This is a genomic window from Blautia caccae (genome assembly GCF_040095955.1).
GTDB lineage: Bacteria > Bacillota > Clostridia > Lachnospirales > Lachnospiraceae > Blautia > Blautia celeris.
Genome location: NZ_JBBMFP010000029.1, coordinates 1 through 25,482, shown reverse-complemented (window position 1 = coordinate 25,482; position 25,482 = coordinate 1). Strand labels below are relative to the sequence as shown.

At 45.1% G+C, this 25,482-nt stretch carries 38 protein-coding genes; all 38 read left to right on the top strand.

Going from position 1 to position 25,482, the window contains the following annotated elements:
- The first annotated feature begins 237 nt into the window (after positions 1–237).
- Positions 238–555, top strand: a complete 318-nt coding sequence (gene rpsJ, locus WMO65_RS22995) for a 30S ribosomal protein S10 (RefSeq protein ID WP_018597892.1) — start codon at positions 238–240, stop codon at positions 553–555.
- Between the two features lie 138 nt (positions 556–693).
- A complete protein-coding gene (rplC, locus tag WMO65_RS22990; RefSeq protein ID WP_033143884.1) occupies positions 694–1,329 on the top strand; it encodes a 50S ribosomal protein L3 in 636 nt (211 codons plus the stop codon).
- A 29-nt stretch (positions 1,330–1,358) separates the two neighbouring features.
- Positions 1,359–1,979, top strand: a complete 621-nt coding sequence (gene rplD, locus WMO65_RS22985) for a 50S ribosomal protein L4 (RefSeq protein WP_033143883.1) — start codon at positions 1,359–1,361, stop codon at positions 1,977–1,979.
- Entirely contained in the window at positions 1,979–2,278 is a 300-nt protein-coding gene (rplW, locus tag WMO65_RS22980; protein ID WP_033143882.1) for a 50S ribosomal protein L23, read from the top strand. Before rplD ends, rplW begins: the two co-directional genes overlap by 1 nt.
- Before the next feature lie 132 nt (positions 2,279–2,410).
- Positions 2,411–3,256 (top strand): 50S ribosomal protein L2, encoded by an 846-nt coding sequence (gene rplB / locus WMO65_RS22975; protein WP_033143881.1) that lies wholly within the window; start codon positions 2,411–2,413, stop codon positions 3,254–3,256.
- Between the two features lie 14 nt (positions 3,257–3,270).
- Positions 3,271–3,552 carry a 30S ribosomal protein S19 gene (gene rpsS / locus WMO65_RS22970; protein WP_018597897.1) on the top strand — a complete coding sequence of 94 codons (282 nt, stop codon included), beginning with the start codon at positions 3,271–3,273 and terminating at the stop codon, positions 3,550–3,552.
- Between the two features lie 23 nt (positions 3,553–3,575).
- Positions 3,576–3,962 (top strand): 50S ribosomal protein L22, encoded by a 387-nt coding sequence (gene rplV, locus WMO65_RS22965; RefSeq protein WP_018597898.1) that lies wholly within the window; start codon positions 3,576–3,578, stop codon positions 3,960–3,962.
- 11 nt (positions 3,963–3,973) lie between these two features.
- Complete coding sequence (gene rpsC / locus WMO65_RS22960) at positions 3,974–4,630, top strand: 30S ribosomal protein S3 (RefSeq protein ID WP_033143880.1); 657 nt, start codon at positions 3,974–3,976, stop codon at positions 4,628–4,630.
- Positions 4,631–4,632: 2 nt separating this feature from the next.
- Positions 4,633–5,070, top strand: coding sequence for a 50S ribosomal protein L16 (gene rplP / locus WMO65_RS22955; RefSeq protein WP_103731980.1), 438 nt, complete (start codon positions 4,633–4,635; stop codon positions 5,068–5,070).
- Complete coding sequence (rpmC, locus tag WMO65_RS22950; protein WP_033143878.1) at positions 5,060–5,272, top strand: 50S ribosomal protein L29; 213 nt, start codon at positions 5,060–5,062, stop codon at positions 5,270–5,272. Before rplP ends, rpmC begins: the two co-directional genes overlap by 11 nt.
- A gap of 16 nt (positions 5,273–5,288) precedes the next feature.
- Complete coding sequence (gene rpsQ, locus WMO65_RS22945) at positions 5,289–5,543, top strand: 30S ribosomal protein S17 (protein WP_033143877.1); 255 nt, start codon at positions 5,289–5,291, stop codon at positions 5,541–5,543.
- Positions 5,544–5,564: 21 nt separating this feature from the next.
- Entirely contained in the window at positions 5,565–5,933 is a 369-nt protein-coding gene (gene rplN / locus WMO65_RS22940; protein ID WP_033143876.1) for a 50S ribosomal protein L14, read from the top strand.
- An 11-nt stretch (positions 5,934–5,944) separates the two neighbouring features.
- Entirely contained in the window at positions 5,945–6,256 is a 312-nt protein-coding gene (gene rplX / locus WMO65_RS22935) for a 50S ribosomal protein L24 (RefSeq protein WP_018597904.1), read from the top strand.
- Between the two features lie 22 nt (positions 6,257–6,278).
- Positions 6,279–6,818 (top strand): 50S ribosomal protein L5, encoded by a 540-nt coding sequence (rplE, locus tag WMO65_RS22930; protein WP_033143875.1) that lies wholly within the window; start codon positions 6,279–6,281, stop codon positions 6,816–6,818.
- A gap of 18 nt (positions 6,819–6,836) precedes the next feature.
- A complete protein-coding gene (locus WMO65_RS22925; RefSeq protein ID WP_018597906.1) occupies positions 6,837–7,022 on the top strand; it encodes a type Z 30S ribosomal protein S14 in 186 nt (61 codons plus the stop codon).
- Between the two features lie 100 nt (positions 7,023–7,122).
- Complete coding sequence (gene rpsH, locus WMO65_RS22920; protein WP_033143874.1) at positions 7,123–7,524, top strand: 30S ribosomal protein S8; 402 nt, start codon at positions 7,123–7,125, stop codon at positions 7,522–7,524.
- A 223-nt stretch (positions 7,525–7,747) separates the two neighbouring features.
- On the top strand, positions 7,748–8,287 hold the full coding sequence (rplF, locus tag WMO65_RS22915) for a 50S ribosomal protein L6 (RefSeq protein WP_033143873.1): 540 nt from the start codon (positions 7,748–7,750) through the stop codon (positions 8,285–8,287).
- Positions 8,288–8,304: 17 nt separating this feature from the next.
- Positions 8,305–8,673, top strand: a complete 369-nt coding sequence (gene rplR, locus WMO65_RS22910; protein WP_033143872.1) for a 50S ribosomal protein L18 — start codon at positions 8,305–8,307, stop codon at positions 8,671–8,673.
- 19 nt (positions 8,674–8,692) lie between these two features.
- Entirely contained in the window at positions 8,693–9,202 is a 510-nt protein-coding gene (gene rpsE, locus WMO65_RS22905) for a 30S ribosomal protein S5 (protein WP_033143871.1), read from the top strand.
- A gap of 12 nt (positions 9,203–9,214) precedes the next feature.
- On the top strand, positions 9,215–9,397 hold the full coding sequence (rpmD, locus tag WMO65_RS22900; protein ID WP_033143870.1) for a 50S ribosomal protein L30: 183 nt from the start codon (positions 9,215–9,217) through the stop codon (positions 9,395–9,397).
- Positions 9,398–9,420: 23 nt separating this feature from the next.
- Positions 9,421–9,861 carry a 50S ribosomal protein L15 gene (gene rplO, locus WMO65_RS22895; protein ID WP_033143869.1) on the top strand — a complete coding sequence of 147 codons (441 nt, stop codon included), beginning with the start codon at positions 9,421–9,423 and terminating at the stop codon, positions 9,859–9,861.
- Entirely contained in the window at positions 9,861–11,177 is a 1,317-nt protein-coding gene (gene secY, locus WMO65_RS22890) for a preprotein translocase subunit SecY (protein WP_033143868.1), read from the top strand. The genes rplO and secY overlap by 1 nt, the downstream gene beginning before the upstream one ends.
- Before the next feature lie 159 nt (positions 11,178–11,336).
- Entirely contained in the window at positions 11,337–11,981 is a 645-nt protein-coding gene (locus tag WMO65_RS22885; RefSeq protein WP_033143867.1) for an adenylate kinase, read from the top strand.
- Between the two features lie 3 nt (positions 11,982–11,984).
- On the top strand, positions 11,985–12,740 hold the full coding sequence (gene map, locus WMO65_RS22880; protein WP_033143866.1) for a type I methionyl aminopeptidase: 756 nt from the start codon (positions 11,985–11,987) through the stop codon (positions 12,738–12,740).
- Between the two features lie 8 nt (positions 12,741–12,748).
- Positions 12,749–13,024, top strand: coding sequence for a KOW domain-containing RNA-binding protein (locus WMO65_RS22875; RefSeq protein ID WP_033143865.1), 276 nt, complete (start codon positions 12,749–12,751; stop codon positions 13,022–13,024).
- A 3-nt stretch (positions 13,025–13,027) separates the two neighbouring features.
- The gene (gene infA, locus WMO65_RS22870) at positions 13,028–13,246 is read left to right on the top strand and encodes a translation initiation factor IF-1 (RefSeq protein ID WP_003022750.1); all 219 of its coding nucleotides are present in this window, start codon (positions 13,028–13,030) and stop codon (positions 13,244–13,246) included.
- A 154-nt stretch (positions 13,247–13,400) separates the two neighbouring features.
- Entirely contained in the window at positions 13,401–13,661 is a 261-nt protein-coding gene (locus tag WMO65_RS22865) for a hypothetical protein (protein WP_148392899.1), read from the top strand.
- A 1,078-nt stretch (positions 13,662–14,739) separates the two neighbouring features.
- Positions 14,740–14,853 (top strand): 50S ribosomal protein L36, encoded by a 114-nt coding sequence (gene rpmJ, locus WMO65_RS22860; RefSeq protein ID WP_003022746.1) that lies wholly within the window; start codon positions 14,740–14,742, stop codon positions 14,851–14,853.
- A gap of 321 nt (positions 14,854–15,174) precedes the next feature.
- Positions 15,175–15,546: a 30S ribosomal protein S13 gene (rpsM, locus tag WMO65_RS22855; RefSeq protein ID WP_018595060.1), complete on the top strand. Its 372-nt coding sequence runs from the start codon at positions 15,175–15,177 to the stop codon at positions 15,544–15,546.
- Between the two features lie 96 nt (positions 15,547–15,642).
- Complete coding sequence (rpsK, locus tag WMO65_RS22850) at positions 15,643–16,035, top strand: 30S ribosomal protein S11 (RefSeq protein ID WP_018595061.1); 393 nt, start codon at positions 15,643–15,645, stop codon at positions 16,033–16,035.
- A gap of 18 nt (positions 16,036–16,053) precedes the next feature.
- Positions 16,054–16,647: a 30S ribosomal protein S4 gene (gene rpsD / locus WMO65_RS22845; RefSeq protein WP_033143864.1), complete on the top strand. Its 594-nt coding sequence runs from the start codon at positions 16,054–16,056 to the stop codon at positions 16,645–16,647.
- 26 nt (positions 16,648–16,673) lie between these two features.
- Positions 16,674–17,633, top strand: coding sequence for a DNA-directed RNA polymerase subunit alpha (locus WMO65_RS22840; protein WP_018595063.1), 960 nt, complete (start codon positions 16,674–16,676; stop codon positions 17,631–17,633).
- 91 nt (positions 17,634–17,724) lie between these two features.
- Positions 17,725–18,261, top strand: coding sequence for a bL17 family ribosomal protein (locus WMO65_RS22835; RefSeq protein ID WP_033143863.1), 537 nt, complete (start codon positions 17,725–17,727; stop codon positions 18,259–18,261).
- 372 nt (positions 18,262–18,633) lie between these two features.
- Positions 18,634–19,554 (top strand): diacylglycerol/lipid kinase family protein, encoded by a 921-nt coding sequence (locus WMO65_RS22830; RefSeq protein ID WP_033143862.1) that lies wholly within the window; start codon positions 18,634–18,636, stop codon positions 19,552–19,554.
- Between the two features lie 61 nt (positions 19,555–19,615).
- Positions 19,616–20,170 (top strand): manganese efflux pump, encoded by a 555-nt coding sequence (locus WMO65_RS22825; RefSeq protein ID WP_227212154.1) that lies wholly within the window; start codon positions 19,616–19,618, stop codon positions 20,168–20,170.
- Between the two features lie 172 nt (positions 20,171–20,342).
- Positions 20,343–22,457, top strand: coding sequence for a glutamine synthetase III family protein (locus tag WMO65_RS22820; protein ID WP_033143860.1), 2,115 nt, complete (start codon positions 20,343–20,345; stop codon positions 22,455–22,457).
- A 228-nt stretch (positions 22,458–22,685) separates the two neighbouring features.
- Positions 22,686–23,606: an AAA family ATPase gene (locus WMO65_RS22815; RefSeq protein ID WP_148392900.1), complete on the top strand. Its 921-nt coding sequence runs from the start codon at positions 22,686–22,688 to the stop codon at positions 23,604–23,606.
- Positions 23,603–25,384, top strand: a complete 1,782-nt coding sequence (locus WMO65_RS22810; RefSeq protein WP_148392901.1) for a cobaltochelatase CobT-related protein — start codon at positions 23,603–23,605, stop codon at positions 25,382–25,384. Before WMO65_RS22815 ends, WMO65_RS22810 begins: the two co-directional genes overlap by 4 nt.
- The last annotated feature ends 98 nt before the right edge of the window (positions 25,385–25,482 follow it).

Genomic DNA, 25,482 nt, shown 5'->3' with positions numbered 1-25,482 from the left:
ATACTAACTAGTGCTGTGACATTGATAGCTGTGAAGCGTGAGGTTGCTGCCCAAGTGGCAGGTTTTCCGTGGAGCGAATGTCAAGTTAGGAAACTGACGACAAGTCACTGTACAAAATCTTGAAGACTTACCACGGGAATGTGGGAGTGTGTGAAACGTTAGATGACACACACGGGAATGTGTACAGTCGCCGCTTGTCGTACTACTTATAAGTGCGAAAAGGAGGAGACTTTTTTTATGGCAAGTCAGGTAATGAGAATCACATTAAAAGCTTACGATCATCAGTTAGTAGATGCATCCGCAAGCAAGATCATCGAGACTGTAAAGAAGAATGGAGCAACTGTTAGCGGACCGGTGCCGCTTCCCACTAAGAAGGAAGTAGTAACTATCCTGCGTGCGGTACACAAATACAAAGACTCCAGAGAGCAGTTCGAGCAGAGAACTCATAAGAGACTGATCGATATCATCACACCAACTCAGAAAACAGTTGATGCCCTGTCTCGTTTAGAGATGCCGGCCGGTGTTTACATTGATATCAAAATGAAACAGAAATAAGTCATGCTTAACGGGGCAGCCCGGTAAGATATGAGATTGTCCTTACAAGGTTGATATATAGTCTATATTGACTGTTTGTCTAGGATGATTGCACAACACAGTGTAATCCGCTGTAGATTCACAGGAGGTAAAGAAAAAATGAAGAAAGCGATTTTAGCTACCAAAGTCGGAATGACTCAAATCTTCAATGAAGACGGAGTTTTAACTCCCGTAACAGTGCTGCAGGCTGGTCCTTGTGTAGTAACACAGGTTAAGACACAGGATAATGACGGATACAGCGCAGTTCAGGTTGGTTTCGCAGACAAGAGAGAAAACCTTGTCAACAAACCGATGAAAGGACACTTTGACAAAGCTGGTGTTTCCTGCAAGAGATTTGTAAGAGAATTCAAATTAGACGGTGCTGAGGAGATGGCACTGGGCCAGGAAATCAAATGCGATGTTTTTGAAGCTGGCGATAAGATCGACGCTACTGCAATCAGCAAAGGTAAAGGATTCCAGGGCGCTATCAAGAGACACGGACAGTCCAGAGGACCTATGGCTCACGGTTCTAAATATCATCGTCATGCAGGTTCCAACGGTGCAGCATCAGATCCGAGTAAAGTATTCAAGGGCAAAAAGATGCCGGGCCAGATGGGAAATGTAAAAGTTACAGTTCAGAACCTGGAAGTTGTGAAAGTAGATACTGAGAACAACCTGCTTTTAGTTAAAGGAAGCGTTCCGGGACCGAAGAAATCCTTAGTAACAATCAAAGAATCTGTTAAAACCGTGAAATAAAGTTTTTCTGGGAAAGGAGGACCACACAGATGGCAAACGTATCTGTTTATAATATGGAAGGCAAAGAAGTTGGAACAATGGAATTAAACGATGCAGTGTTTGGCGTTGAGATCAACGACCATTTAGTGCATTTAGCTGTTGTTCGTCAGCTTGCAAATAAACGTCAGGGAACTCAGAAGGCGAAAACACGTTCTGAAGTGAGCGGCGGCGGAAGAAAACCGTGGAGACAGAAAGGAACCGGTCATGCTAGACAGGGTTCAACAAGATCTCCGCAGTGGACAGGCGGCGGTGTTGTATTCGCTCCGGTTCCGAGAGATTATGAAATCAAAATGAACAAGAAAGAAAGAAGAGCAGCTCTGAAATCCGCTCTGACAAGCAGAGTACAGGAGAACAAGCTCATCGTTCTTGATGACCTGAAATTAGATGAAGTAAAGACCAAGGCAATGCAGGCAGTTTTAAATAACCTGAATGTTTCCAAAGCAATGGTAGTACTGGCTGACAATGATCAGAACGTAGTATTATCCGCAAGAAACATCCCGGATGTGATCACAGCATTACCGAACACCATTAACGTATATGATGTTCTGAAATACAATACGGTAATCCTGACAAAATCTGCTGTAGCTTCAATTGAGGAGGTATACGCATAATGGCAAACGTACAGTATTATGATGTAATCCTGAAACCGGTTATTACCGAGAAGAGCATGGCTGCTATGGGCGAGAAGAAATATACTTTCTTAGTTCATCCGGAAGCAAACAAAACCATGATTAAAGAAGCTGTTGAGAAAATGTTCGAGGGAGCAAAAGTAAAAACTGTCAACACCATGAATTTAGATGGCAAGACAAAAAGACGCGGAATGACCTTCGGCAAAACAGCAAAAACCAAAAAAGCTGTTGTTACTTTAACAGAGGACAGCAAGGATATCGAAATCTTCGAGGGACTTTAATCAGCCCTTAACCAATAGTAACTAAGCGCAGTCAAGAAAAATTAATCCGATATTTGACTGCCGGCATGAAAACGCCAGGATGCGTTGTGAATAACAATGCTTGCGGCGTGGAGAATGAAAGGAGAGACAGAAATGGGAATTAAATCCTATAGTCCATATACACCTTCCAGAAGACACATGACAGGTTCTGATTTCTCTGAAATCACAACAGCAACACCTGAGAAGTCTCTGGTAGTGTCCTTAAATAAAAACGCTGGACGAAATAATCAAGGTAAAATTACAGTTAGGCACCGTGGTGGCGGCAGCAGAAGAAAATACAGAATCATCGACTTCAAGAGAAGAAAAGATGATATTCCCGGAACAGTAAAAACAATCGAGTACGATCCGAACAGAACTGCAAACATTGCATTAGTTGCATATGCAGATGGTGAGAAAGCATACATCCTTGCTCCGGAAGGATTAAAGGTTGGTATGAAGATTCAGAACGGTGCAAATGCCGAGGTTCGTGTAGGTAACTGCCTGCCTCTGTCTGAGATTCCGGTTGGTACTATGATCCACAACATTGAGCTGTATCCTGGAAAAGGCGGTCAGTTAGTTCGTTCCGCTGGAAACGGTGCACAGTTAATGGCAAAAGAAGGCAAATACGCAACCCTTCGTCTGCCGTCAGGTGAAATGAGAATGGTTCCGATTAACTGCCGCGCTTCTATCGGCGTAGTAGGTAACGGCGAGCACAGCCTTATCAATATTGGTAAAGCAGGACGTAAACGTCACATGGGTATCAGACCTACAGTTCGTGGTTCTGTTATGAACCCGAATGACCATCCGCACGGTGGTGGTGAAGGTAAGACCGGTATCGGCCGTCCGGGTCCGTGTACACCATGGGGCAAACCGGCTCTTGGCTTGAAGACAAGAAAGAAAAACAAACAGTCTAACAAGTATATCGTAAGAAGAAGAGATGGTAAAACATTAGCGAAATAAGGAGGTAAGGCTAAATGGCTCGTTCATTAAAAAAAGGACCGTTCGCAGATGAAAGCTTACTGAAAAAAGTAGACGCTCTGAATGCGGCTGGAAATAAAACAGTTATCAAAACCTGGTCACGTCGTTCTACAATCTTCCCGTCCTTCGTTGGACACACATTCGCTGTCCATGACGGAAGAAAACATGTGCCGGTATATGTAACAGAGGATATGGTTGGTCACAAACTCGGTGAGTTCGTTGCTACCAGAACCTACAGAGGACATGGCAAAGACGAGAAAAAATCAGGTGTTCGTTAATATTTTAGAAGGAGGCTTTTATCATGGCTAAAGGACATAGAAGTCAGATTAAAAGAGCAAGAAATGCTAATAAAGATACAAGACCGTCTGCGAAGATATCCTACGCTAGAATGTCCGTACAGAAAGCATGCTATGTACTGGATGTAATCCGTGGGAAAGACGTTCAGACTGCCCTTGGTATCCTGACATATAACCCAAGATACGCGTCAAGCGTAATCAAGAAATTACTGGAATCAGCAATCGCAAATGCTGAAAACAACAATGGTATGAACCCGGAAAACCTTTATATCGCTGAGTGCTACGCTAACAAAGCTCCGACTATGAAGAGAATCAAACCGAGAGCACAGGGCAGAGCTTACAGGATCGAAAAGAGAAACTGCCACGTTACCGTTGTGTTGGATGAGAGATAAGGAGGACAATCATGGGACAGAAAGTTAACCCACATGGACTGAGAGTCGGCGTTATCAAAGATTGGGATTCCAAATGGTACGCTGAAGGCGACTTCGCTGATAACTTAGTGGAAGATTATAACATCAGGACATTCCTGAAAAAGAAATTATACAGCGCAGGTGTTTCTAAGATTGAAATCGAGAGAGCATCTGACAGAGTAAAAGTGATCATCTATACTGCAAAACCGGGCGTTGTTATCGGTAAAGGCGGTTCTGAGATCGAAAAAGTGAAAGCTGAATTACAGAACTACACAAGCAAAAAACTGATCGTTGATATCAAAGAAGTAAAGAGACCGGACAAAGATGCTCAGTTAGTAGCTGAGAACATTGCATTACAGTTAGAGAACCGTATTTCCTTCCGTCGTGCCATGAAATCTACTATGCAGAGAACCATGAGAGCCGGAGCAAAAGGAATCAAGACTGCTGTATCAGGACGTCTTGGCGGTGCAGATATGGCACGTACAGAGTTCTACAGCGAGGGAAATATTCCGCTGCAGACACTTAGAGCAGATATCGATTACGGTTTCGCTGAAGCAGATACCACCTACGGCAAAGTTGGCGTTAAGGCATGGATCTACAATGGCGAGGTACTTCCAACTAAAGGAACTAAGGAAGGGAGCGATAAATAATTATGTTAATGCCTAAAAGAGTTAAACGTCGTAAACAATTCCGCGGATCCATGAAAGGAAAAGCATTAAGAGGAAATAAAATCAACTACGGTGAGTTCGGCTTAGTATCAACTGAGCCGTGCTGGATCAAATCCAACCAGATTGAGGCAGCCCGTGTTGCTATGACCCGTTACATCAAACGTGGTGGTAAAGTTTGGATCAAGATTTTCCCGGATAAACCAGTAACAGCAAAACCAGCAGAAACACGTATGGGTTCCGGTAAAGGTGCCTTAGAATACTGGGTAGCAGTTGTAAAGCCAGGCAGAGTAATGTTTGAAATCGCAGGTGTGCCGGAAGAGACAGCACGCGAAGCGCTGCGTCTTGCTATGCACAAGTTACCATGTAAATGTAAAATCGTTTCTCGTGCAGACTTAGAAGGCGGTGATAACAGTGAAAATTAAAAATTATGTAGAAGATTTAAAAACAAAATCAGCTGCAGAATTACAGGAAGAATTAGTAGCTGCTAAAAAGGAACTCTTCAATTTGAGATTTCAGAATGCAACCAATCAATTGGACAATACAAGCAGAATCAAAGAGGTTCGCAAAAATATTGCCAGAATTCAGACACTGATTGCCCAGAACAAGGCAAAAGCAGCAGAGTAATAAGGGAGGCATAACCGTGGAAAGAAATCTTAGAAAAACACGTGTTGGTAAAGTTACAAGCAATAAGATGGATAAAACCATCGTTGTAGCGATTGAAGACCACGTTAAACATCCTCTTTACAAAAAAATTGTGAAGAGAACATATAAATTAAAAGCGCATGATGAAGAAAACACATGCAATATCGGTGACACTGTAAAAGTTATGGAAACAAGACCTCTGTCCAAAGACAAGAGATGGAGACTTGTTGAAGTAGTTGAAAGAGCCAAATAATTCGTAAGGAGGAATCCAAGCATGATTCAACAGGAAAGTAGACTTAGAGTCGCTGACAATACAGGTGCAAAAGAAATCCTCTGCATCCGTGTTATGGGTGGTTCTACGAGAAGATATGCTAACATCGGTGATGTGATCGTTGCTACTGTCAAAGATGCAACACCAGGTGGTGTTGTTAAAAAAGGTGATGTTGTAAAAGCCGTTGTTGTTCGTACTAAAAAAGGCGCTCGTCGTAAAGACGGTTCCTACATCAAATTCGATGAGAACGCTGCAGTTATCATCAAGGATGACAAGACTCCGAGAGGAACCCGTATTTTTGGACCAGTAGCCAGAGAGCTTCGTGAGAAACAGTTTATGAAAATTGTTTCCTTAGCTCCCGAAGTATTATAGGAGGTAACCTGATGTCAACATTTAAGATTAAAAAAGGTGATACTGTTAAAGTGATCGCCGGTAAAGATAAAGACAAAGAAGGAAAAGTAATCTCTGTTAATCCGAAAAAAGGTGCTGTTCTGGTTGAAGGCGCAAACATGGTAACAAAGCACACAAAACCTTCCATGGCTAATCAGCAGGGCGGTATTGTTGAGAAGGAAGCTTGGCTGGATGTATCTAACGTTATGTTAGTACACGAAGGCAAAGCTACCAGAGTCGGCTTCAAGATGGAAGGCGACAAGAAAGTGCGTTTCGCCAAAGCTACAGGCAAAGTAATCGATTAATTAGAGAGGAGGCCATTTTAAAGTGAGCAGACTGAGAGAAGTATACAAAAATGAGATCGTAGACGCTATGGTCAAAAAGTTTGGTTATAAAAATATCATGGAAGTGCCGAAACTCGACAAAATCGTTGTGAACATGGGTGTAGGCGAAGCAAAGGAAAACGCAAAACTGTTAGATGCAGCTGTAGCTGACATGGAACTGATCACAGGTCAGAAAGCTGTAACAACAAAAGCAAAAAACTCCATTGCTAACTTCAAACTCCGTGAAGGCATGCCGATCGGTTGTAAAGTAACTCTGAGAGGCGAAAAAATGTATGAATTTGCTGATCGCCTTATCAACTTAGCACTGCCTCGAGTACGTGACTTCCGCGGCGTTAACCCTAACGCATTTGATGGAAGAGGTAACTATGCACTCGGTATCAAAGAGCAGTTAATTTTCCCGGAAGTGGAATACGATAAAGTCGATAAAGTAAGAGGTATGGACATCATTTTCGTTACAACTGCTAAAACAGACGAAGAAGCCCGCGAATTATTGACATTATTTAACATGCCATTTGCAAAGTAATTATAGGAGGGAAAATTCATGGCTAAAACAGCAATGAAATTAAAACAGCAGCGTAAACAGAAATTCTCTTCAAGAGAATACAATCGTTGCAGAATTTGTGGCCGTCCACATGCTTACTTGAGAAAATACGGAATCTGCAGAATCTGCTTCCGTGAATTAGCATACAAAGGCCAGATTCCGGGAGTGAAAAAAGCTTCCTGGTAGGCATTGAATATTTAGCGAGCGCAAGCCGCGGACTAAAAGTATCTAATCAGTTCATCCGCCTGGGCGGATATGGGATAAAGAATAGAAGGAGGAAACTCTAATGACAATGAGCGATCCAATTGCAGATATGCTTACAAGAATCCGTAATGCAAATACTGCAAAACATGATACAGTAGATGTTCCGGCATCTAAAATGAAACTTGCTATTGCCGATATCCTGGTAAAAGAGGGATATATCGCAAAATACGACGTTCTGGAAGACGGCGCATTCAAGACCATCCGTATCACCTTAAAATACGGTGCAGACAAGAATGAAAAGATCATTACAGGCCTGAAAAGAATTTCCAAACCGGGCTTACGTGTATACGCAGGCAGCCAGGAGATTCCGAGAGTTCTGGGCGGACTGGGTATTGCAATCCTGTCCACAAACCAGGGTGTTATCACAGATAAAGAAGCAAGAAAGCTGCACGTTGGCGGCGAGGTATTAGCATTCGTATGGTAGGCTGAAAGCAACTTAGTGAAGTCGAGCCGTAAGGCGAAAACTGAACTTAGTGCGAAGCCGTTCGCGAACCTTAACGAATCCGAGCCGCAGGCGACAGATGAGTTTAGTTGAGCGAACATACCCCTTCTTTACGGAACGGGGATACTGTGTAGATAGAGATACTGAAAACAGAAGGGAACCATAATAGGCCCTTCCGAAAATTTAAGTAAGGAGGACAACAGGTATGTCACGTATTGGAAGACAGCCAGTAGCTGTTCCGGCAGGCGTAGAAGTTAAAATTGCTGAGAACAATTTTGTGACCGTAAAAGGCGCAAAGGGAACACTTGAGAAAGCGTTACCGACAGAGATGTCAATCAAATTAGAGGATGGTCAGGTAGTTGTTACAAGACCAAATGATTTAAAGAAAATGAAATCTTTACACGGTTTAACAAGAACACTGATCCAGAACATGGTGATCGGTGTAAGCCAGGGATATGAAAAAACTCTGGAAGTTAACGGTGTAGGTTATAAAGCTGCAAAACAGGGTAAGAAACTGGTTCTCTCCTTAGGATACTCACATCCGGTAGAGATGGAAGACCCAGAAGGACTGGAATCTTCTGTAGATGGTAATAAAATCATCGTAAAAGGAATCGATAAAGAAAAAGTTGGCCAGTACGCTGCTGAAATCAGAGATAAGAGAAGACCGGAGCCATACAAAGGTAAAGGTATTAAGTATGCTGATGAAGTTATCAGACGTAAAGTTGGTAAAACTGGTAAGAAATAATTAAGGAGAGTGTAAAAATGGTTAGTAAAGTATCAAGAGCGAAAGTTCGCGCAAAAAAACATAGAAGATTACGTAATCATCTGAGCGGCACCGCTACAACTCCACGTTTAGCAGTTTTCCGCAGCAATAATCATATGTATGCTCAAATTATTGACGATACCGTTGGAAAAACTCTGGTTTCCGCTTCTACCACTCAGAAAGAGGTAAAAGCTGAATTGGAAAAAACCAATAACGTTGATGCTGCAGCATATTTAGGAACTGTGATCGGTAAGAAAGCTATCGAAGCAGGCATCAAAGAGGTTGTCTTTGACAGAGGCGGCTTTATATATCACGGAAAAATTCAGGCATTAGCAGACGCAGCACGTGAAGCTGGGTTAGAATTCTAATAAGGGAGGAAATGAACACATGAAACGTTCTATCATTGATGCTAGTCAGTTAGAATTAGAAGAAAAAGTAGTGTCAATCAAGCGTGTAACAAAGGTTGTTAAAGGTGGTCGTAACTTCCGTTTCACAGCTTTAGTTGTTGTAGGTGACGGCAATGGTCACGTAGGCGCTGGATTAGGAAAGGCAGCCGAGATTCCCGAAGCTATCCGCAAGGGAAAAGAGGATGCTATGAAGAAACTTGTTACAGTAGCAAGAGACGAAAACGGAAGTATTACCCATGACTTCATCGGAAAATTCGGAAGCGCTGAGATGCTGCTGAAGAAAGCTCCGGAAGGTACCGGTGTTATCGCCGGCGGCCCGGCCCGTGCGGTAATCGAGCTTGCAGGTATCAAAAACATCCGTACAAAATGTATGGGTTCCCGTAACAAACAGAACGTAGTTCTGGCTACCATCGCAGGTTTAAGTCAGTTAAAGACTCCGGAAGAAGTAGCAAAACTTCGTGGAAAATCTGTTGACGAGATTTTTGCGTAGGAGGATTGAAAAATGGCAGATAAATTAAGAATCACTCTGGTGAAATCTACAATCGGTGCTGTTCCGAAAAACAGAAAAACAGTAGAAGCTTTAGGTTTAAGAAAACTGAACAAGACAGTGGAAATGCCTGACAATGCAGCCGTTCGCGGTATGATCCAGCAGGTAAGACACTTAGTGAAAGTAGAAGAAATCTAATCATTGAAGAAGGAGGTGCAGTCATGGATTTATCAAATTTAAAACCAGCTGAAGGCTCCAGACAGAGCGATAACTTCAGAAGAGGCCGTGGCCACGGTTCAGGAAACGGTAAGACCGCAGGTAAAGGCCATAAAGGACAGAAAGCCCGTTCCGGAGCTAAGAGACCGGGATTTGAAGGTGGACAGATGCCTTTATACAGAAGACTTCCTAAGAGAGGCTTCAAATGCAGAAACTCTAAAGACATCGTAGCGATCAATGTCAGCGAGTTAAACAGATTCGAGGATGGAGCAGAGGTAACACCGGCAGCTTTACTGGCATCCGGAGCTATTTCCCGTCTTGGCGACGGCGTTAAAATCCTCGGAAGTGGTGAAATCACAAAGAAGGTTAACTTAAAGGTTAACGCTGTAAGCGAAACCGCTAAAACTAAAATCGAAGCTGCAGGTGGAACAGTCGAGGTGATTTAATGCTTGAGACTCTTAGGAACGCTTTTAAAATAAAAGATGTAAGACGTCGAATTTACTATGTATTGTTAATGCTGGTTGTTGTCCGGATTGGCTCTCAGCTGCCAATTCCGGGCGTAGACAGGGACTTTTTTAAGAACCTGTTTGCAAGCCAGTCTAATGATGCGTTCAATTTCTTCAATGCATTTACAGGCGGTTCATTTGAACAGATGTCTATCTTTGCGTTGAGTATTACGCCATATATCACATCATCTATCATCATTCAGCTTCTGACAATTGCAATTCCCAAATTGGAAGAAATGCAGCGTGACGGTGAGGAAGGCAGGAAGAAAATGACTGCCATCACCCGTTATCTGACTGTAGGTCTGGCTCTGTTCCAGTCTGTAGCCATGGTGATCGGCTTCGGTAACCGCGGCTGGCTGACAGAGATGAACTTCACCAGCATTGTTGTTGCAGTAGTGACCTTAACCGGCGGTTCTGCAATGCTGATGTGGATCGGTGAACAGATCACTGAAAAAGGTGTGGGAAATGGTATCTCTATCGTCCTGATGATCAACATTGTATCCAGGATCCCAAGCGACCTGGCTTCCCTGTTCGAGAAATTCGTAAAAGGGAAAACCATCGCAAGAGGCGGCCTGGCAGCTATCATTATCATGGCAATCATTATAGTGGTAGTGGTACTTGTACTTATCCTGAACGGTGGAGAGCGGAAGATTCCGGTCCAGTATTCCAAGAAGATGGTAGGAAGAAAAATGATGGGCGGACAGTCCAGTGCGATTCCTCTGAAGGTGAACACTGCAGGTGTTATTCCCATTATCTTCGCATCCTCCCTTATGTCTTTCCCGGTAGTCATCGCGAGCTTCCTGGGTAAAGGCGGCGGTACAGGAATCGGAAGCAAGATTTTAAAAGGTCTGACTTCAAGCAACTGGTTCAACCCGAATGAGCCTCTTTATTCCATTGGTCTGGTTGTTTACATCGTACTTGTTATTTTCTTTGCTTATTTCTATACATCCATCACCTTCAACCCGATGGAAGTTGCGGATAATATGAAAAAACAGGGCGGTTTCATTCCGGGTATCCGTCCGGGTAAACCGACACAGGAATATCTGGAAAAAATCTTAAGTTACATTATCTTCATCGGTGCCACAGGTCTGGTCATTGTTGCCGTTATCCCATTCTTCTTTAATGGTGTGTTCGGTGCAAATGTTTCTTTCGGCGGTACATCCATCATCATCGTGGTGGGCGTTGTCCTGGAGACGATCAAGCAGGTTGAGTCCCGTATGCTGGTTCGTAACTACAAGGGATTTTTAAGTGAATAAGCTTATATGATTTAAGTGTACCCACTTTTGTGGGTGCACTAAAATGCTATATAAGGACACACACCCTGATTGGGGTCTGGGCAGCGATCCGTGGGCTATGATTCCGCGCTTATACTTTAAGGCGGAATGCGGATTGAAATACGAAAGGGGAAGAGAAGTATGAAGATTATTATGTTAGGCGCACCGGGGGCAGGAAAAGGAACACAGGCGAAGAAAATTGCGGAGAAGTATCAGATTCCGCATATCTCCACAGGTGATATTTTCCGTGCCAACATCAAGAACGGAACAGAGCTGGGTAAAAAGGCTAAGACCTATATGGATCAGGGCCTGCTGGTTCCGGATGAATTAGTAGTGGACCTGGTAGTGGACAGAGTGGCACAGGATGACTGTGAAAATGGTTATGTGCTGGATGGATTCCCCAGAACAATTCCCCAGGCAGAGAGCCTGGACGCAGCGCTGGCTAAAATGGGTCAGAAGGTGGATTATGCCATTGACGTGGATGTTCCGGATGAGAATATTGTAAACCGTATGTCCGGCAGAAGAGCGTGTGTAGGATGCGGCGCTACTTACCATATCAAGTACAATCCTCCGAAAACAGAGGATGTATGTGATATCTGCGGTGAGAAACTGATTCTGAGAGATGATGATCAGCCGGAGACTGTTTTAAAACGTCTCACAGTATATCATGACCAGACACAGCCCCTGATTGACTACTATACCAAGTCCGGTATATTAAAACAGGTTGACGGAACCGTCGATATGGAAGATGTGTTCCAGGCGATCGTCAAAATATTAGGAGCGTAAAAAATGTCAGTATCGATAAAAACTGCCAATGAAATTGAACTTATGAGGGAGGCCGGAAGGCTTCTGGAGAAGGTACACGACGAGCTGAGGGATTTTATCCGTCCGGGTATTTCCACCCTCGACATTGACCAGTATGGAGAAAAGCTTATCCGTCAGATGGGCTGTATACCGAATTTCCTGAACTATAATGGATATCCGGCATCTATCTGTGTCTCTGTCAACGATGAGGTGGTACACGGAATTCCGCGTAAGGACCACATTCTCCAGGATGGGGATATTGTGAGTCTGGACGCCGGGCTGATCTACAAAGGATATCATTCAGACGCGGCACGTACCCATGCGGTGGGCGAGATCGCGCCGGAGGCGCAGAAACTCATTGATGTGACCAGACAGAGTTTCTTTGAAGGAATCAAGTATGCCAGGGCAGGACAGCATTTATATGAAATCTCCGCAGCCATCGGCGCATATGCAGAGAAGTTCGGATACGGTGTAGTCAGGGATTTGGTCGGACATGGAATCGGCACAAGCCTGCACGAAGACCCGCAGATACCGAATTTCCGTCAGAAGCGCAGAGGGCTGAGACTTCAGGCAGGTATGACTCTTGCGATTGAACCGATGATTAATGAAGGCAGAGCCGATGTGGTTTGGCTGGATGATGACTGGACCGTGGTGACAGAAGATGGTTCTCTGTCAGCCCACTATGAAAATACCATTCTCATCACAGACGGCGATCCTGAAATACTGACCTTGAGTGAGTAGGTGGACCTATGAGCGAGGTGAGAGCAGGAATGGCAGCGGTTTCCATGGCTGGCCATGATACCGGCAGATATTATATCATCGTCAGAGCGGAGGACGGATATGTCTATCTGGCTGACGGAACGCTTAGGACTTGTGAGCATCCCAAGAAGAAGAAAATGAGGCATGTCCAGATTAACCGCAGGATTTCCCCGGAGATTGAGAGTATTCTCAGTGAAGGCGGGGAATGGAAGAATGAAACTATCAAGAGAGTTGTAAAAGAATATAGAAGGAAACAGGAGGTTTGATATATGTCAAAGGCAGATGTTATTGAAGTAGAAGGAACGGTACTGGAGAAGTTGCCGAACGCTATGTTTAAGGTGGAACTGGAGAATAAACATGTGATTCTGGCGCACATCAGCGGGAAACTGAGGATGAATTTCATCAGGATTCTTCCGGGAGATAAGGTGACGATTGAGATGTCACCGTATGATCTGAGTAAGGGCAGGATTATCTGGAGAGACAAATAAGAGTTTTGGTTTCAAATTGAAATAAGTTGAGAGTTTTATAAGGGGATGCGGGCTGCTTTGCGGAGTGGGAGGCATCTCCTTTTTTTGGTTTAAGGCGGGGATTTGAAAGGCGGACGTGAAACAGGGATGCGGCGGGGGCGGAGGTGGGAATGGGGTGAGCGGCGTTTCACGGAGCGTCTGGGAGATCCACCTGCCCCAGACACTTAATGAGGAAGCCCTTGCTGACGAATTTAGTGTATGGGAGCAGGTTAGCTCCCTGACAGGCGCAGTGCGCCGCTCACCCCATTCCCACCTCCGCCCCCGCCGCATCCCTGTTTCACTGGTGTTCTCTTTCCGCGGATATGTTTTTATCTATGGAGGTGCCTTATTGCTGTACAGACTGGTGGAAAAGGTTTTCTATCCGGTATGCCTATAGGATTCGATGAAACTTGCCATTTAGTAGGTAAATAGGTTAGGTAAAATCTGGTTTTAGCGGTAAAATACCTATAGGATTCAATGAAATTTGCCGTTTAGTAGGTAAATAAGTGAGGTAAAATCTGGTTTTGGCGGTAAAATACCTATAGGATTCAATGAAATTTGCCATTCAGTAGGTAAGTGGGTGAGGTAAGACTTGATTTTGGTGCCAAAGTACCTATAGGGTTCGATGATCCTTGTATTTTAGTAGGTAAATGGTAGGGTTCAACCTTGTTTTGGCGGTAGAATACCTATAGGATTCACTGAATCTTGTATTTTAGTAGGTAAATGAGTGGGGTAAGCCTGTTTTTGGAGCAAAATACCTATAGGATTCACTGAAACTTGCCTTTAAGTAGGTAAATAGGTGAGGTAAGACCTTGCTTTTGGTGCCAAAATACCTATAGGATTCATTGAATCTTGTATTTTAGTAGGTAAATGGGTGAGGGATGCCCTGGTTTTGGTGTTAAATTACCTATAGGTTTCAATGAATCATTGAATTTAGTAGGTAGTTCGGGGAGATACGCCTTTTTCTTAAAGATATCCTATAATTTTTGGAGATATAGTTGAGGTTATTTCTATTATGGTGGATGTGCTCTGATAGGCAGCCTCAATACATTCTTCCCTGTTTTCATACAAATCTGCTATTGAGAATAAAAATGAGCATTCACTGAGCCTTTCGGTGTCTAAAAACAGCCGGAGGCGGTCCTGGGGTTCCCCGGGCGGGCGTTTAAGAGCGGGTAGAGAAGCTTACAAGATCCACACGTTAGCAAGCACTTAGTGAAGAGCCATAAGGCGATGAACTTAGTGCGGGTTACGTGTTAGCTTGGAAGTTCTCTGCTCTCGTCCGCCCGGGGAACCCCAGGACCGCCTCCGGCGTCCGCTTTGCCAACAAATATGCCATTTCAATCAATAAGTGGAAATTTTTTAAAAAAGTGCTTGCATTCTTGCAACGACAGTGTTATCATTAAAAACGTACTTTTGTGCTCGTACGTGGACTTTTTATGCCCATGTGCAGAGAAATTCAGAAAGGAGGGTTATCCGTGAAGGTAAGATCATCTGTAAAACCGATTTGCGAAAAATGCAAAGTTATCAAGAGAAAAGGCAGTATCAGAATTATCTGTGAAAACCCGAAACACAAACAGCGTCAGGGTTAAGCATGGAACTCTAAAAGAATGCTGTTTTTTGGCATGAAATTTGAGATGCGTGTTTAAACGATGTGATTTGTGTGAATTATTTTAGTGCGGCTGCAGTATGAAACGCGCGGTTGCGTTGTTCGTACTGATTAAATATAGTAATATATCACGTTTGTCGTCCTGCCGAGAGGGCGATTACAGAATATTGCTTAATACCGTCGCTCTGCCGTGACGGAAAGGCTGCGTAAAATTTTATTTTGCGGCTGGATGCATAGAGACCCGTCATTTTTATGTATCCCAATTAGGAACAATATTTTTTAAGAACAATGGAGGAACAAATACATGGCTCGTATAGCTGGTGTAGACTTACCAAGAGAAAAACGTGTTGAAATTGGTCTGACTTATATCTACGGAATTGGTAGAACAAGCGCTGACCGTATCTTAGTAGAGGCAGGAGTAAACCCTGACACTCGCTGCAGGGATTTAACTGACGAAGAAGTAGGAAAGATTCGTGATGCAATCGATGAACTGAATATCGCTGTAGAGGGTGATCTGAGAAGAGAAATCGCTCTGAACATCAAGAGATTACAGGAAATCGGATGCTACAGAGGAATCCGCCACAGAAAAGGACTTCCGGTTCGCGGACAGAAGACTAAGACAAATGCAAGAACCAGAAAAGGCCCGAAGAGAACTGTTGCTAACAAGAAGAAATAATTTATGACAAGAGAGAGTTCGCAGTGCGTGCTTTCTGCAGTCAATATAAGAAACATGATAATTTTTGATTAAGTGAGAAAGTAGGTTAGTTTAAAAATGGCTAAAGTTACAAAAAAAGTGACAAAAAAGCGTATTAAGAAAAACGTTGAACGCGGACAGGCACATATCCAGTCATCTTTCAACAATACAATCGTAACATTGACAGATGCTGAAGGAAATGCTTTATCATGGGCAAGTGCCGGTGGTCTGGGATTTAAAGGTTCAAGGAAATCTACTCCGTATGCAGCTCAGATGGCTGCAGAGACTGCTACAAAAGCAGCGTTAGTTCATGGTCTGAAGACTGTTGACGTTTTTGTAAAAGGACCGGGATCAGGAAGAGAAGCAGCAATCCGTGCGCTCTCAGCTTGTGGTCTGGAAGTTACAAGCATTCGCGACGTAACACCGGTTCCCCACAACGGATGCCGTCCACCAAAACGTAGAAGAGTCTAATTAGGAGGTTAAGAAATCATGGCAGTAAATAGAGTACCGGTTCTGAAAAGATGTAGATCCCTGGGTCTGGATCCTGTATATTTAGGAATTGACAAGAAATCCACCAGACAGTTAAGAAGAGCAAACAGAAAAATGTCTGAGTACGGACTTCAGTTAAGAGAAAAACAGAAAGCTAAATTCATCTACGGCGTTCTGGAGAAACCTTTCCGTAACTACTACGTAAAGGCTGACCAGAAACAGGGTCAGACAGGTGAAAACCTGATGATCATGCTGGAGACACGTCTGGACAATGTTATCTTCCGTATGGGATTCGCAAGAACCAGAAGAGAAGCAAGACAGATCGTTGACCATAAACATGTAATGGTAAACGGCAAACAGGTAAACATTCCGTCTTACCTGGTAAAAGCCGGAGACACAATCGAAATCAAAGAAAAATGCAAATCTTCTCAGAGATATAAAGACGTTCTGGAAGCAACAGGCGGACGTCTTGTACCGGCTTGGTTAGATGTTGACCAGGAAAATCTGAAAGGTGAAGTAAAAGCACTTCCGACAAGAGAGGAAATCGACGTTCCTGTTGACGAGATGTTAATCGTCGAGTTGTATTCTAAGTAATATGCACGTAGCAAGGAGGGCTTTGCATGTTCGATTTTAACAAACCCAAAATTCAAATCACAGAAATGTCTGATGATAAGAGATATGGGAAATTCGTGGTGGAACCACTGGAGCGAGGATATGGTATCACTCTCGGCAACTCTTTAAGAAGAATCATGCTTTCTTCTTTACCGGGTGCTGCAGTGAGCCAGGTCAAGATTGACGGTGTTCTGCACGAATTCAGTTCGATTCCGGGTGTGAAAGAGGATGTGACACAAATCATCATGAATCTGAAAAACCTGGCAATCAAGAACACAAGCGACAGCACAGAACCCAAGACAGCTTATATCGAGTTTGAAGGCGAAGGTGTTGTCACAGGCGCAGATATCCAGGTTGACCAGGATATCGAAGTCCTGAACCCAGAACAGGTAATTGCCACCTTAAACGGCGGCACAGGATGCAAATTCAATGCAGAACTGACAATTACCAAGGGTCGCGGATATGTCAGCGCTGACAAAGGAAAAACAGACGATATGCCGATTGGTGTGATTGCTGTTGATGCAATTTATACTCCGGTAGAGCGTGTGAACATGACTGTTGAAAATACCCGTGTCGGTCAGGTTACTGACTTTGACAAACTGACACTGGATATTTACACCAATGGTACCCTGGACGCCGATGAGGCAGTCAGCCTTGCGGCTAAAGTACTGAGCGAGCATTTAAGCCTCTTTATTGATCTTTCTGAAAGTGCAAAGACTGCAGAAGTCATGATTGAGAAGGAAGATGACGAGAAGGAAAAAGTTCTGGAGATGAACATCGATGAACTTGAGTTATCCGTTCGTTCCTACAACTGCTTAAAACGTGCTGGTATCAATACAGTAGAAGAACTTTGCAACCGTACTTCTGAAGATATGATGAAAGTCCGTAACCTGGGACGCAAATCTCTGGAAGAAGTGCTTGCGAAGCTGAAAGAATTGGGCTTACAGTTAAATCCCAGCGAGGAGTAAGCCTCTGATAAGAATTTATGGGCAAAAAGCTATATGTCAGTAAGACCGAAGAAGCATGGCATATGGTTCCACAAATGGAGGAAATATTGAGATGGCAAAATATAGAAAATTAGGCAGAACATCTGACCAGAGAAAAGCATTACTGAGAAGCCAGGTGACAAACCTGTTATATCACGGTAAAATCGTTACCACTGAGACCAGAGCAAAAGAAGTTCGCAAAATTGCTGACGGACTGATCGCTATGGCAGTGAAAGAAAAAGACAACTTTGAGACAGTTAAAGTTATGGCAAAAGTTCCGCGCAAAGATGCTGACGGAAAGAGAGTTAAAGAAGTTGTTGATGGTAAGAAAGTTACCGTATATGACGAAGTGGAAAAGGAGATCAAAAAAGATGCTCCTTCCAGATTACATGCAAGAAGACAGATGCTGAAGGTTTTCTATCCGATTAAGGAAGTTCCGGCTGCAGCTGCTGGTAAGAAGAAAAATACCAAAGAAGTGGACATGGTAGACAAAATGTTTACTGAGATCGCTCCGAAATATGTTGATCGTAATGGTGGTTATACTCGTATCATCAAGATCGGACCGCGTAAGGGCGATGCTGCTATGGAAGTGGTATTGGAGTTAGTTTAATATGAGTGTTGGGCCTCTGGGGGAACCTGGGGGCCTTTTTTTGTATGATGAAGGGGACGGGGAACCCGCGGCAGGGAGCAGCCCTGTGGTATCCTGTGAACGGTGCACTGCGCTTGCCAGGGAGCTAACCTGCTTTCAGTCGCTAAATTCGTCAGCAGAGGCTTCCTCATTAAGCGTCTGAGGCAGGTGGATCTCCCAGGCGCTCCGTGAACACCGTTCACAGGATACCACAGGGCTGCTCCCTGCCGCGGGTTCCCCTGAGAGCGTCATGCGGGAAAAAAAGAGAATAAAAAAGAGGATGCGGGGGATGAGGGTTGTATAATTGGGGGTTCGGTAGTAAAATAAGCTGGAGATGAAAAGGGAGGATTGGTTATGGGTAAGAGGATGTTGTTTATTTTTAATCCCAGGGCTGGGAAGGGGAGTATTAAGAACAGGCTGGTGGATATTCTTGATATATTTGTGAAGGCTGGGTATGAGGTGACTGTGCATCCTACGCAGGCTTATAGGGATGGGCAGAGAGTGGCAAGACGTAAGGGGGGAGAGTATGACCTGCTGGTTACCAGCGGGGGGGATGGGACCTTGGATGAGATCGTGACGGGGATCATGGAAGGGGGACATTCGACTCCGGTGGGGTATATTCCTGCGGGGAGTACTAATGATTTTGCCAATAGTCTGCATGTGTCTAAGAATATGCTGGAGGCGGCTGTGGATATTGTGGAGGGAAGGGCGCACGCTTTTGATGTGGGAAAGTTTAATGATGACTTTTTTGTTTATATTGCGGCGTTCGGGCTGTTTACGGATGTTTCTTATGAGACGAACCAGGATCTGAAGAATATTCTGGGGCATGCGGCTTATATATTAGAGGGAACACAGAGGCTTTTTAATATCAGGTCCTATAATATGGCGGTGGAGAGCGCGGAATGTAACATGGAAGGGGAATTTATCTTTGGGATGGTGAGTAATGCCACTTCTGTGGGAGGATTTCGGAAGCTGACAGGGCCGGATGTGATGCTGGATGACGGGGTGTTTGAGGTTATGCTGGTGCACAGGCCTAAAAATATACTGGAGCTGAATGAGATCATTGCGTCTCTGCTGGGTGGGGCGGATACGAAGCTGATCGAGTCATTTAAGACGTCTTCGCTGAAGATTTCCTGTGACGGGCCTGTTTCTTGGACTTTGGACGGGGAATTCGGGGGAGAGCACAGGGATGTGGAAATTACGAATATGAAGCATGCAGTACAGATTATGATCAAAGAGGATGAGACGGTGCCTCTGATCAATACGCTGGAATAGGGATACCACTTCTGCACACATCAGAATACTATAATAGAAACAGAAACTAATCAGGTGTGCAATGAATTCTCTGGCTGTTTTAAAGGGTATATTGTTGATTCTTGCACTGACCATGGATTCTTTCGTGGTCAGTTTTGCTTATGGGGTGAGTAAGACTAAGATGCCTTTTGGTATTGTGGTTTGTATGAACCTGCTGATGAGTACAATTTTGGGTACCGCTATTTTTATGGGAAGTCGACTGGCAGCGCTGCTTCCGGAAGGAGTTACGGGAAGACTGGGGTTTCTTCTGCTGTTTGGGATTGGATGTTACAGGCTTTTTTCTTATTTTTTGAAGAAGGGGGAAGCGGATACAGATAAGGTGAAGGCGCTGAATCTGCTGGAAGGACTGGGGCTTGCTTTTATTTTGTCTCTCGACAGTATTGCGGTGGGCATCGGGACCGGGCTGGTGCAGTCCGGGCAGGTGATGCTGGTCATCGGCTCTTTTCTGGCGGGTATCGCTGTGATGGAGGCTGGATGGATGCTGGGACATGGGACCAGGCATATACTGAACCGGGACCTGTCCTGGCTCAGCGGAGTGTGTCTTCTTCTGCTGGCAATTGGCTCCCTGAGGGGATGAATTGTAAATTTTTTCTTGATTTTTAGCGGTTTTTGAGGTATCTTAGAAACAGTTTCAATGACCAGGTGTCTCTGCGGGTCTCAGGTGCGGGGACATATGACTTGTTAAGGGGTAGATATGGGGCCTGGGAGAGATGTAGTATGGGGCAGCACAGTAAGGAAAGGAAAAACATATGAGCGAGTATACAAACGTAGCTGAAATTTTTGGAGAGGACGTGTTTAATGACACTGTCATGCAGCAGCGTCTGCCGAAAAAGGTTTACAAGGATTTGAAACAGGCGATCCTGGAGGGGAAAGAACTGTCTCCTGAGATGGCTGATGTGATTGCCCATGAAATGAAGGAATGGGCTATAGAAAAAGGGGCAACACATTATACACACTGGTTTCAGCCGCTGACAGGCGTGACTGCTGAGAAACATGATTCTTTTATCACAGCACCGCTTCCAAGTGGAAAAGTCCTGATGAGTTTTTCCGGAAAAGAGTTGATCAAGGGTGAACCGGATGCGTCTTCCTTCCCGTCCGGCGGGCTACGCGCCACTTTTGAGGCCAGGGGTTATACGGTCTGGGACTGTACCTCTCCGGCATTTGTAAGGCATGATGCGGCAGGTGCCACACTCTGTATTCCTACAGCCTTTTGCTCCTATACCGGGGAAGCTCTTGACCAGAAGACCCCGCTGCTGCGTTCCATGCAGGCTGTCAATAAACAGGCACTGCGCCTGATCCGCCTTTTTGGCGATACAACAGCCAAGAAAGTTACCCCCTCCGTGGGAGCGGAGCAGGAGTATTTCCTGGTAAGTGATAAGAATTTTATGCAGAGAAAGGATTTGACTTTTACAGGGCGTACGCTTTTCGGAGCCATGCCTCCCAAGGGTCAGGAGATGGATGACCATTATCTTGGAACCATCCGCCAGAAAATATCTGCATATATGAAGCATGTAAATGAGGAACTGTGGAGACTGGGCGTTACCTCCAAGACACAGCATAATGAAGCGGCTCCGGCACAGCATGAGCTGGCTCCCATCTATGCGGAAGTCAATGTGGAGGTTGACCATAATCAGATCATAATGCAGACGCTGAAGCGTATCGCCTCCCAGCACGGGATGAAATGTCTGCTTCATGAGAAGCCGTTTGCAGGCGTAAATGGTTCCGGTAAGCACAACAACTGGTCCCTGACAACGGACACAGGTGTAAATCTGCTGGATCCGGGTATTACACCTCATCAGAATATCCAGTTCCTGCTTGTTTTAAGCTGTGTACTGAAGGCCGTGGACAGACACGCGGCACTGCTTCGGGAATCCGCCGCAGATGTGGGAAATGACCATCGTCTGGGCGCAAATGAAGCTCCTCCGGCCATCATCTCTGTATTCCTGGGAGACCAGCTTACAGATGTTATGAACCAGTTGATCACAACAGGAATGGCTGACCACAGTATTGAGAGCGAGAAGCTGGAGACCGGTGTAAAATCCATTCCGGAGTTTATGCGTGATACCACAGACAGGAACAGGACCTCACCTTTTGCCTTCACAGGCAATAAGTTTGAATTCCGTATGGTTGGTTCCAGGGATTCTATAGCGCCGGCCAATATGGTATTGAACACCATTGTTGCCCAGTCCTTCAAGGAAGCCTGTGATGTGCTGGAGAAGGCAGAGGACTTCGATATGGCAGTCCATGACCTGATCAAGAAGAATTTTACAGAGCATCAGAGGATTGTATTCAACGGAAACGGATATTCCGAGGAGTGGGTGGAAGAGGCTGCTAAGAGAGGCCTTCCCAACATCGGATGCATGGTGGAAGCTGTGGAAGCCCTGACTTATGAGGAATCCGTGAGCCTGTTTGAGGAGTTCGGCGTATTTACAAAGGCTGAGCTGGAATCCAGAAAAGAGATCAAATACGAGACATATTCCAAGGCCATCAATATTGAGGCAAGGACTATGATAGATATTGCCAGCAAACAGATCATTCCGGCAGTGATCAAATACACGAAGAATCTGGCGGACTCCATCAATGCAGTGGTGTCAGCAGGCATTCTGGATGTAGATGTGCAGACAGAACTGCTCAGGGACACATCCGGCCTTCTGAAGGATACCAGGAATGCGCTGAACCATTTAAAAGAAGTGGCAAAGACAGCAGCGGACATGGAGGAGGGAAGAGACCGTGCCTTCTATTACCGTGAAAAGGTAATGCCGGCAATGGAAGCCCTGCGCCGTCCTGTGGATGAACTGGAAATGATCGTGGATAAGGATATCTGGCCCATGCCGTCTTATGGGGATCTGTTGTTTGATGTATAAAACGGCTGCCGGGAATCATTATAAATAATACAGGAAAAGGTGTTCCGGATACAGATTCGGAACACCTTTTGTGTTATAATAATAAAAGCGGTGTTGCATCTGCAACAGACTGGAATCCATATGGGATGATATAATCGGATAAAAGTTAGAGATTCATATGTGAAGAAGTATTTTGTAATTACCCTGACGCAGGGTAGGAGTAGAATAAATAGGTGAGAGGAATCAGACATGGAGAAAGAATTGGAATTTTTACGGGAACAGGGCGTGGACAGCGGACTCATTGACGGCGTGGAGGAATTTCGGGCAAAATATGATGTGGCAGAGGAGGCAAAGGGGCGTGTGATCTGCCCGGATATGCCCTTTTACGGCAGGGAAGTTCTGGAAATGGGAATCGCTGCTCTTTTGGAAGGGGAGAACCTGCTTTTGACAGGCCCCAAAGCTACAGGAAAAAATATGCTGGCGGAAAATCTGGCCTGGATTTTCGGACGTCCGGTGTACAATGTTTCTTTCCATGTAAATACCAACAGCGGTGACTTAATAGGAACAGATACATTTGTCAATAATGAGGTGGAGCTGAGAAAGGGAAGTATCTACCGGTGTGCCGAGTTCGGCGGTTTCGGAGTCCTGGATGAGATCAATATGGCAAAAAATGATGCGGTTTCCGTTCTTCACGCCTCCCTGGATTACAGGCGATGCATTGATGTGCCCGGATATGACAAGATTGACCTGCACGACGCAGCACGCTTTATCGGAACCATGAATTACGGATATGCGGGAACAAAAGAACTGAATGAGGCCCTGGTCTCCCGTTTTCTTGTGATCGATATGCCCCCTCAGAATGAGGAAACCCTGGAATATATATTCCGGAGAAAATTCCCCAGTATCAAAGAAAACGCCCTGAAGCAGTGGATTGGACTGTTCATGGACCTGCAGACAAAGGCTGGCAACAGTGAGATCACAACAAAGTCCCTTGATCTGCGGGGAATGCTGGGGGCGCTGAAGGCGGTTTCCTGCGGCCTTGACCCGGCGCTTGCTGTCCGTATGGGGGTAGTTAATAAATGCTTTGACGTGTTCGAAAAAGAGATCGTCCAGGATGTGGTTATGACAAGAATACCGGAATCCTGGACCACAGAGGATGTGTTTCAATGAGAGAAGAATTTGAGCTGGAGCTGGAAAACAGAATCCGCAACCTCATGTGGACGGTGAGCGGGGATTATACCCTGGATGTGAAGCCGGATCTTGACAGTTTCCGGCGTTCCAGGTATATTGCCCTCTATGACGGTATCAAACAGGGGGCATTTGCCCGCTATTTTGACCGGGAGGAGCTATCTCTTTATCTGGTCAAGAAAATATACCTCCATGCTTCGGAAGGGGAGCTTATAAGCCTTGCGCAGCTCTGTATTGAGTGGGCCATCTGTGACCGGATCATGGAGGAGAGAGAAGGCGTAGGGGAGATCAGAAGAAGAGCTTTTGAGGACACCCTGGAGCTGGATTTTTCCCAATTGGTAGGATATGAGGCAGGGCGGTTAAAAATCTCTCTTTTTAAGGAGGCTCTGAATGGAAAGGAACCAGCCACGGACAGACTCCGGGGCTTCATGGAGAGAGTCTATGAGCTGAAAAATGCCGCAGATACTATGGAAGTCATACGGACAGTGGATTTTCTTTATAATGAGATCGTGGATCCCCAGTTTGAAAAGCAGCATGGTTCCCTGGAGCGGGTGCTGGCGGTCACCCTGGAGGAACTGACAGAGTTTTCCTGGAAGGATTATCTGGAGGAGGAAGCCCTCGAGGAGACATTTTCCGCTTACCTGGACAAAGTGACGGAGAGCATGACCAACCTGGATATGATGGAGCAGGAAAAGCAGCAGGAGAAGGAAGAGGACGGGGAAGAGGAGAACACCAACAGGAAAAAGGTGCTGGTGGTGGATGAAAAGGCCCTGGAGCGCATGTACAGCTATGTACAGAGAAATTACGGGAAGACTTTTCTGACAGAACCGGAGGAAAAACGCCTGAACTATTTACTGTGCAGGGGAATCCATGCAGACTGCAGCCTGTATTTTACGGAGGGAGTTCTAAAGAATCCGGTGCTCCGCAATTATCAATATGAATATGCGAAAAAGCAGAAGGATAAGAACCTTTATGCCTATCACAATAATCACAGAATGGTGAAAAATAATATCTGGACGCTTACAGACATGCTGAAAAAAGCGTTTACCATGCGGGATGAGACAGATGAAGTGCTGTCGGACAGGGGCAGAATCATTCCCTCCCGGCTGTGGAGGATCGGCAGGACAGATGACGCCAAGTTTTTTGTACGGGAACTGAAGCAGGACAATAGTGATTTTGTGGTGGATGTGCTCATTGATGCCAGCGGCTCCCAGAGGAGCCGGCAGGGTCAGGTTGCCATGCAGGCGTATATTCTGAGTGAAGCCCTGAGCAATGTGAATATTCCCCACAGGGTGATGAGTTTCTGCACTTTCTGGGATTATACAATCATGCACCGTTTCCGCGGTTATGAGGATGACAGGAGTGCAAACAGTAATATTTTTGAATATATCACATCCTCTAATAACAGAGACGGACTTGCCCTGAAGGCAGCAGGCCACGAACTGCTGAACCGGGACGAGGAACATAAAGTCCTTATCGTGTTAAGCGACGGTCGTCCCTATGATGTGATATTAAACCGTCCAAATGCCAGAAACCCGCAGCCGTACCAGGGAAAATACGCCATCTCGGATACGGCCTTCGAGGTGCGGAGACTGCGGAATCAGGGTGTGTGTGTCCTGGGGGTATTTGCAGGGGAGGAGAAGGATCTGCCGGCGGAGAAGAAAATCTTTGGGAAGGATTTTGCCTATATCCACAATGTAAACGGATTTTCCAAAGTGGTGGGGAGATATCTGATCCGGCAGTTGGAAAAAGAGGAATAGTACAGACGGCAGAGGCCTTCGTGATATGATACCTCTTAAGTAGACAATGGAAATAACCAAAAGCTACTTAGGAGGTATTTTTATGTCCAAATCACCAC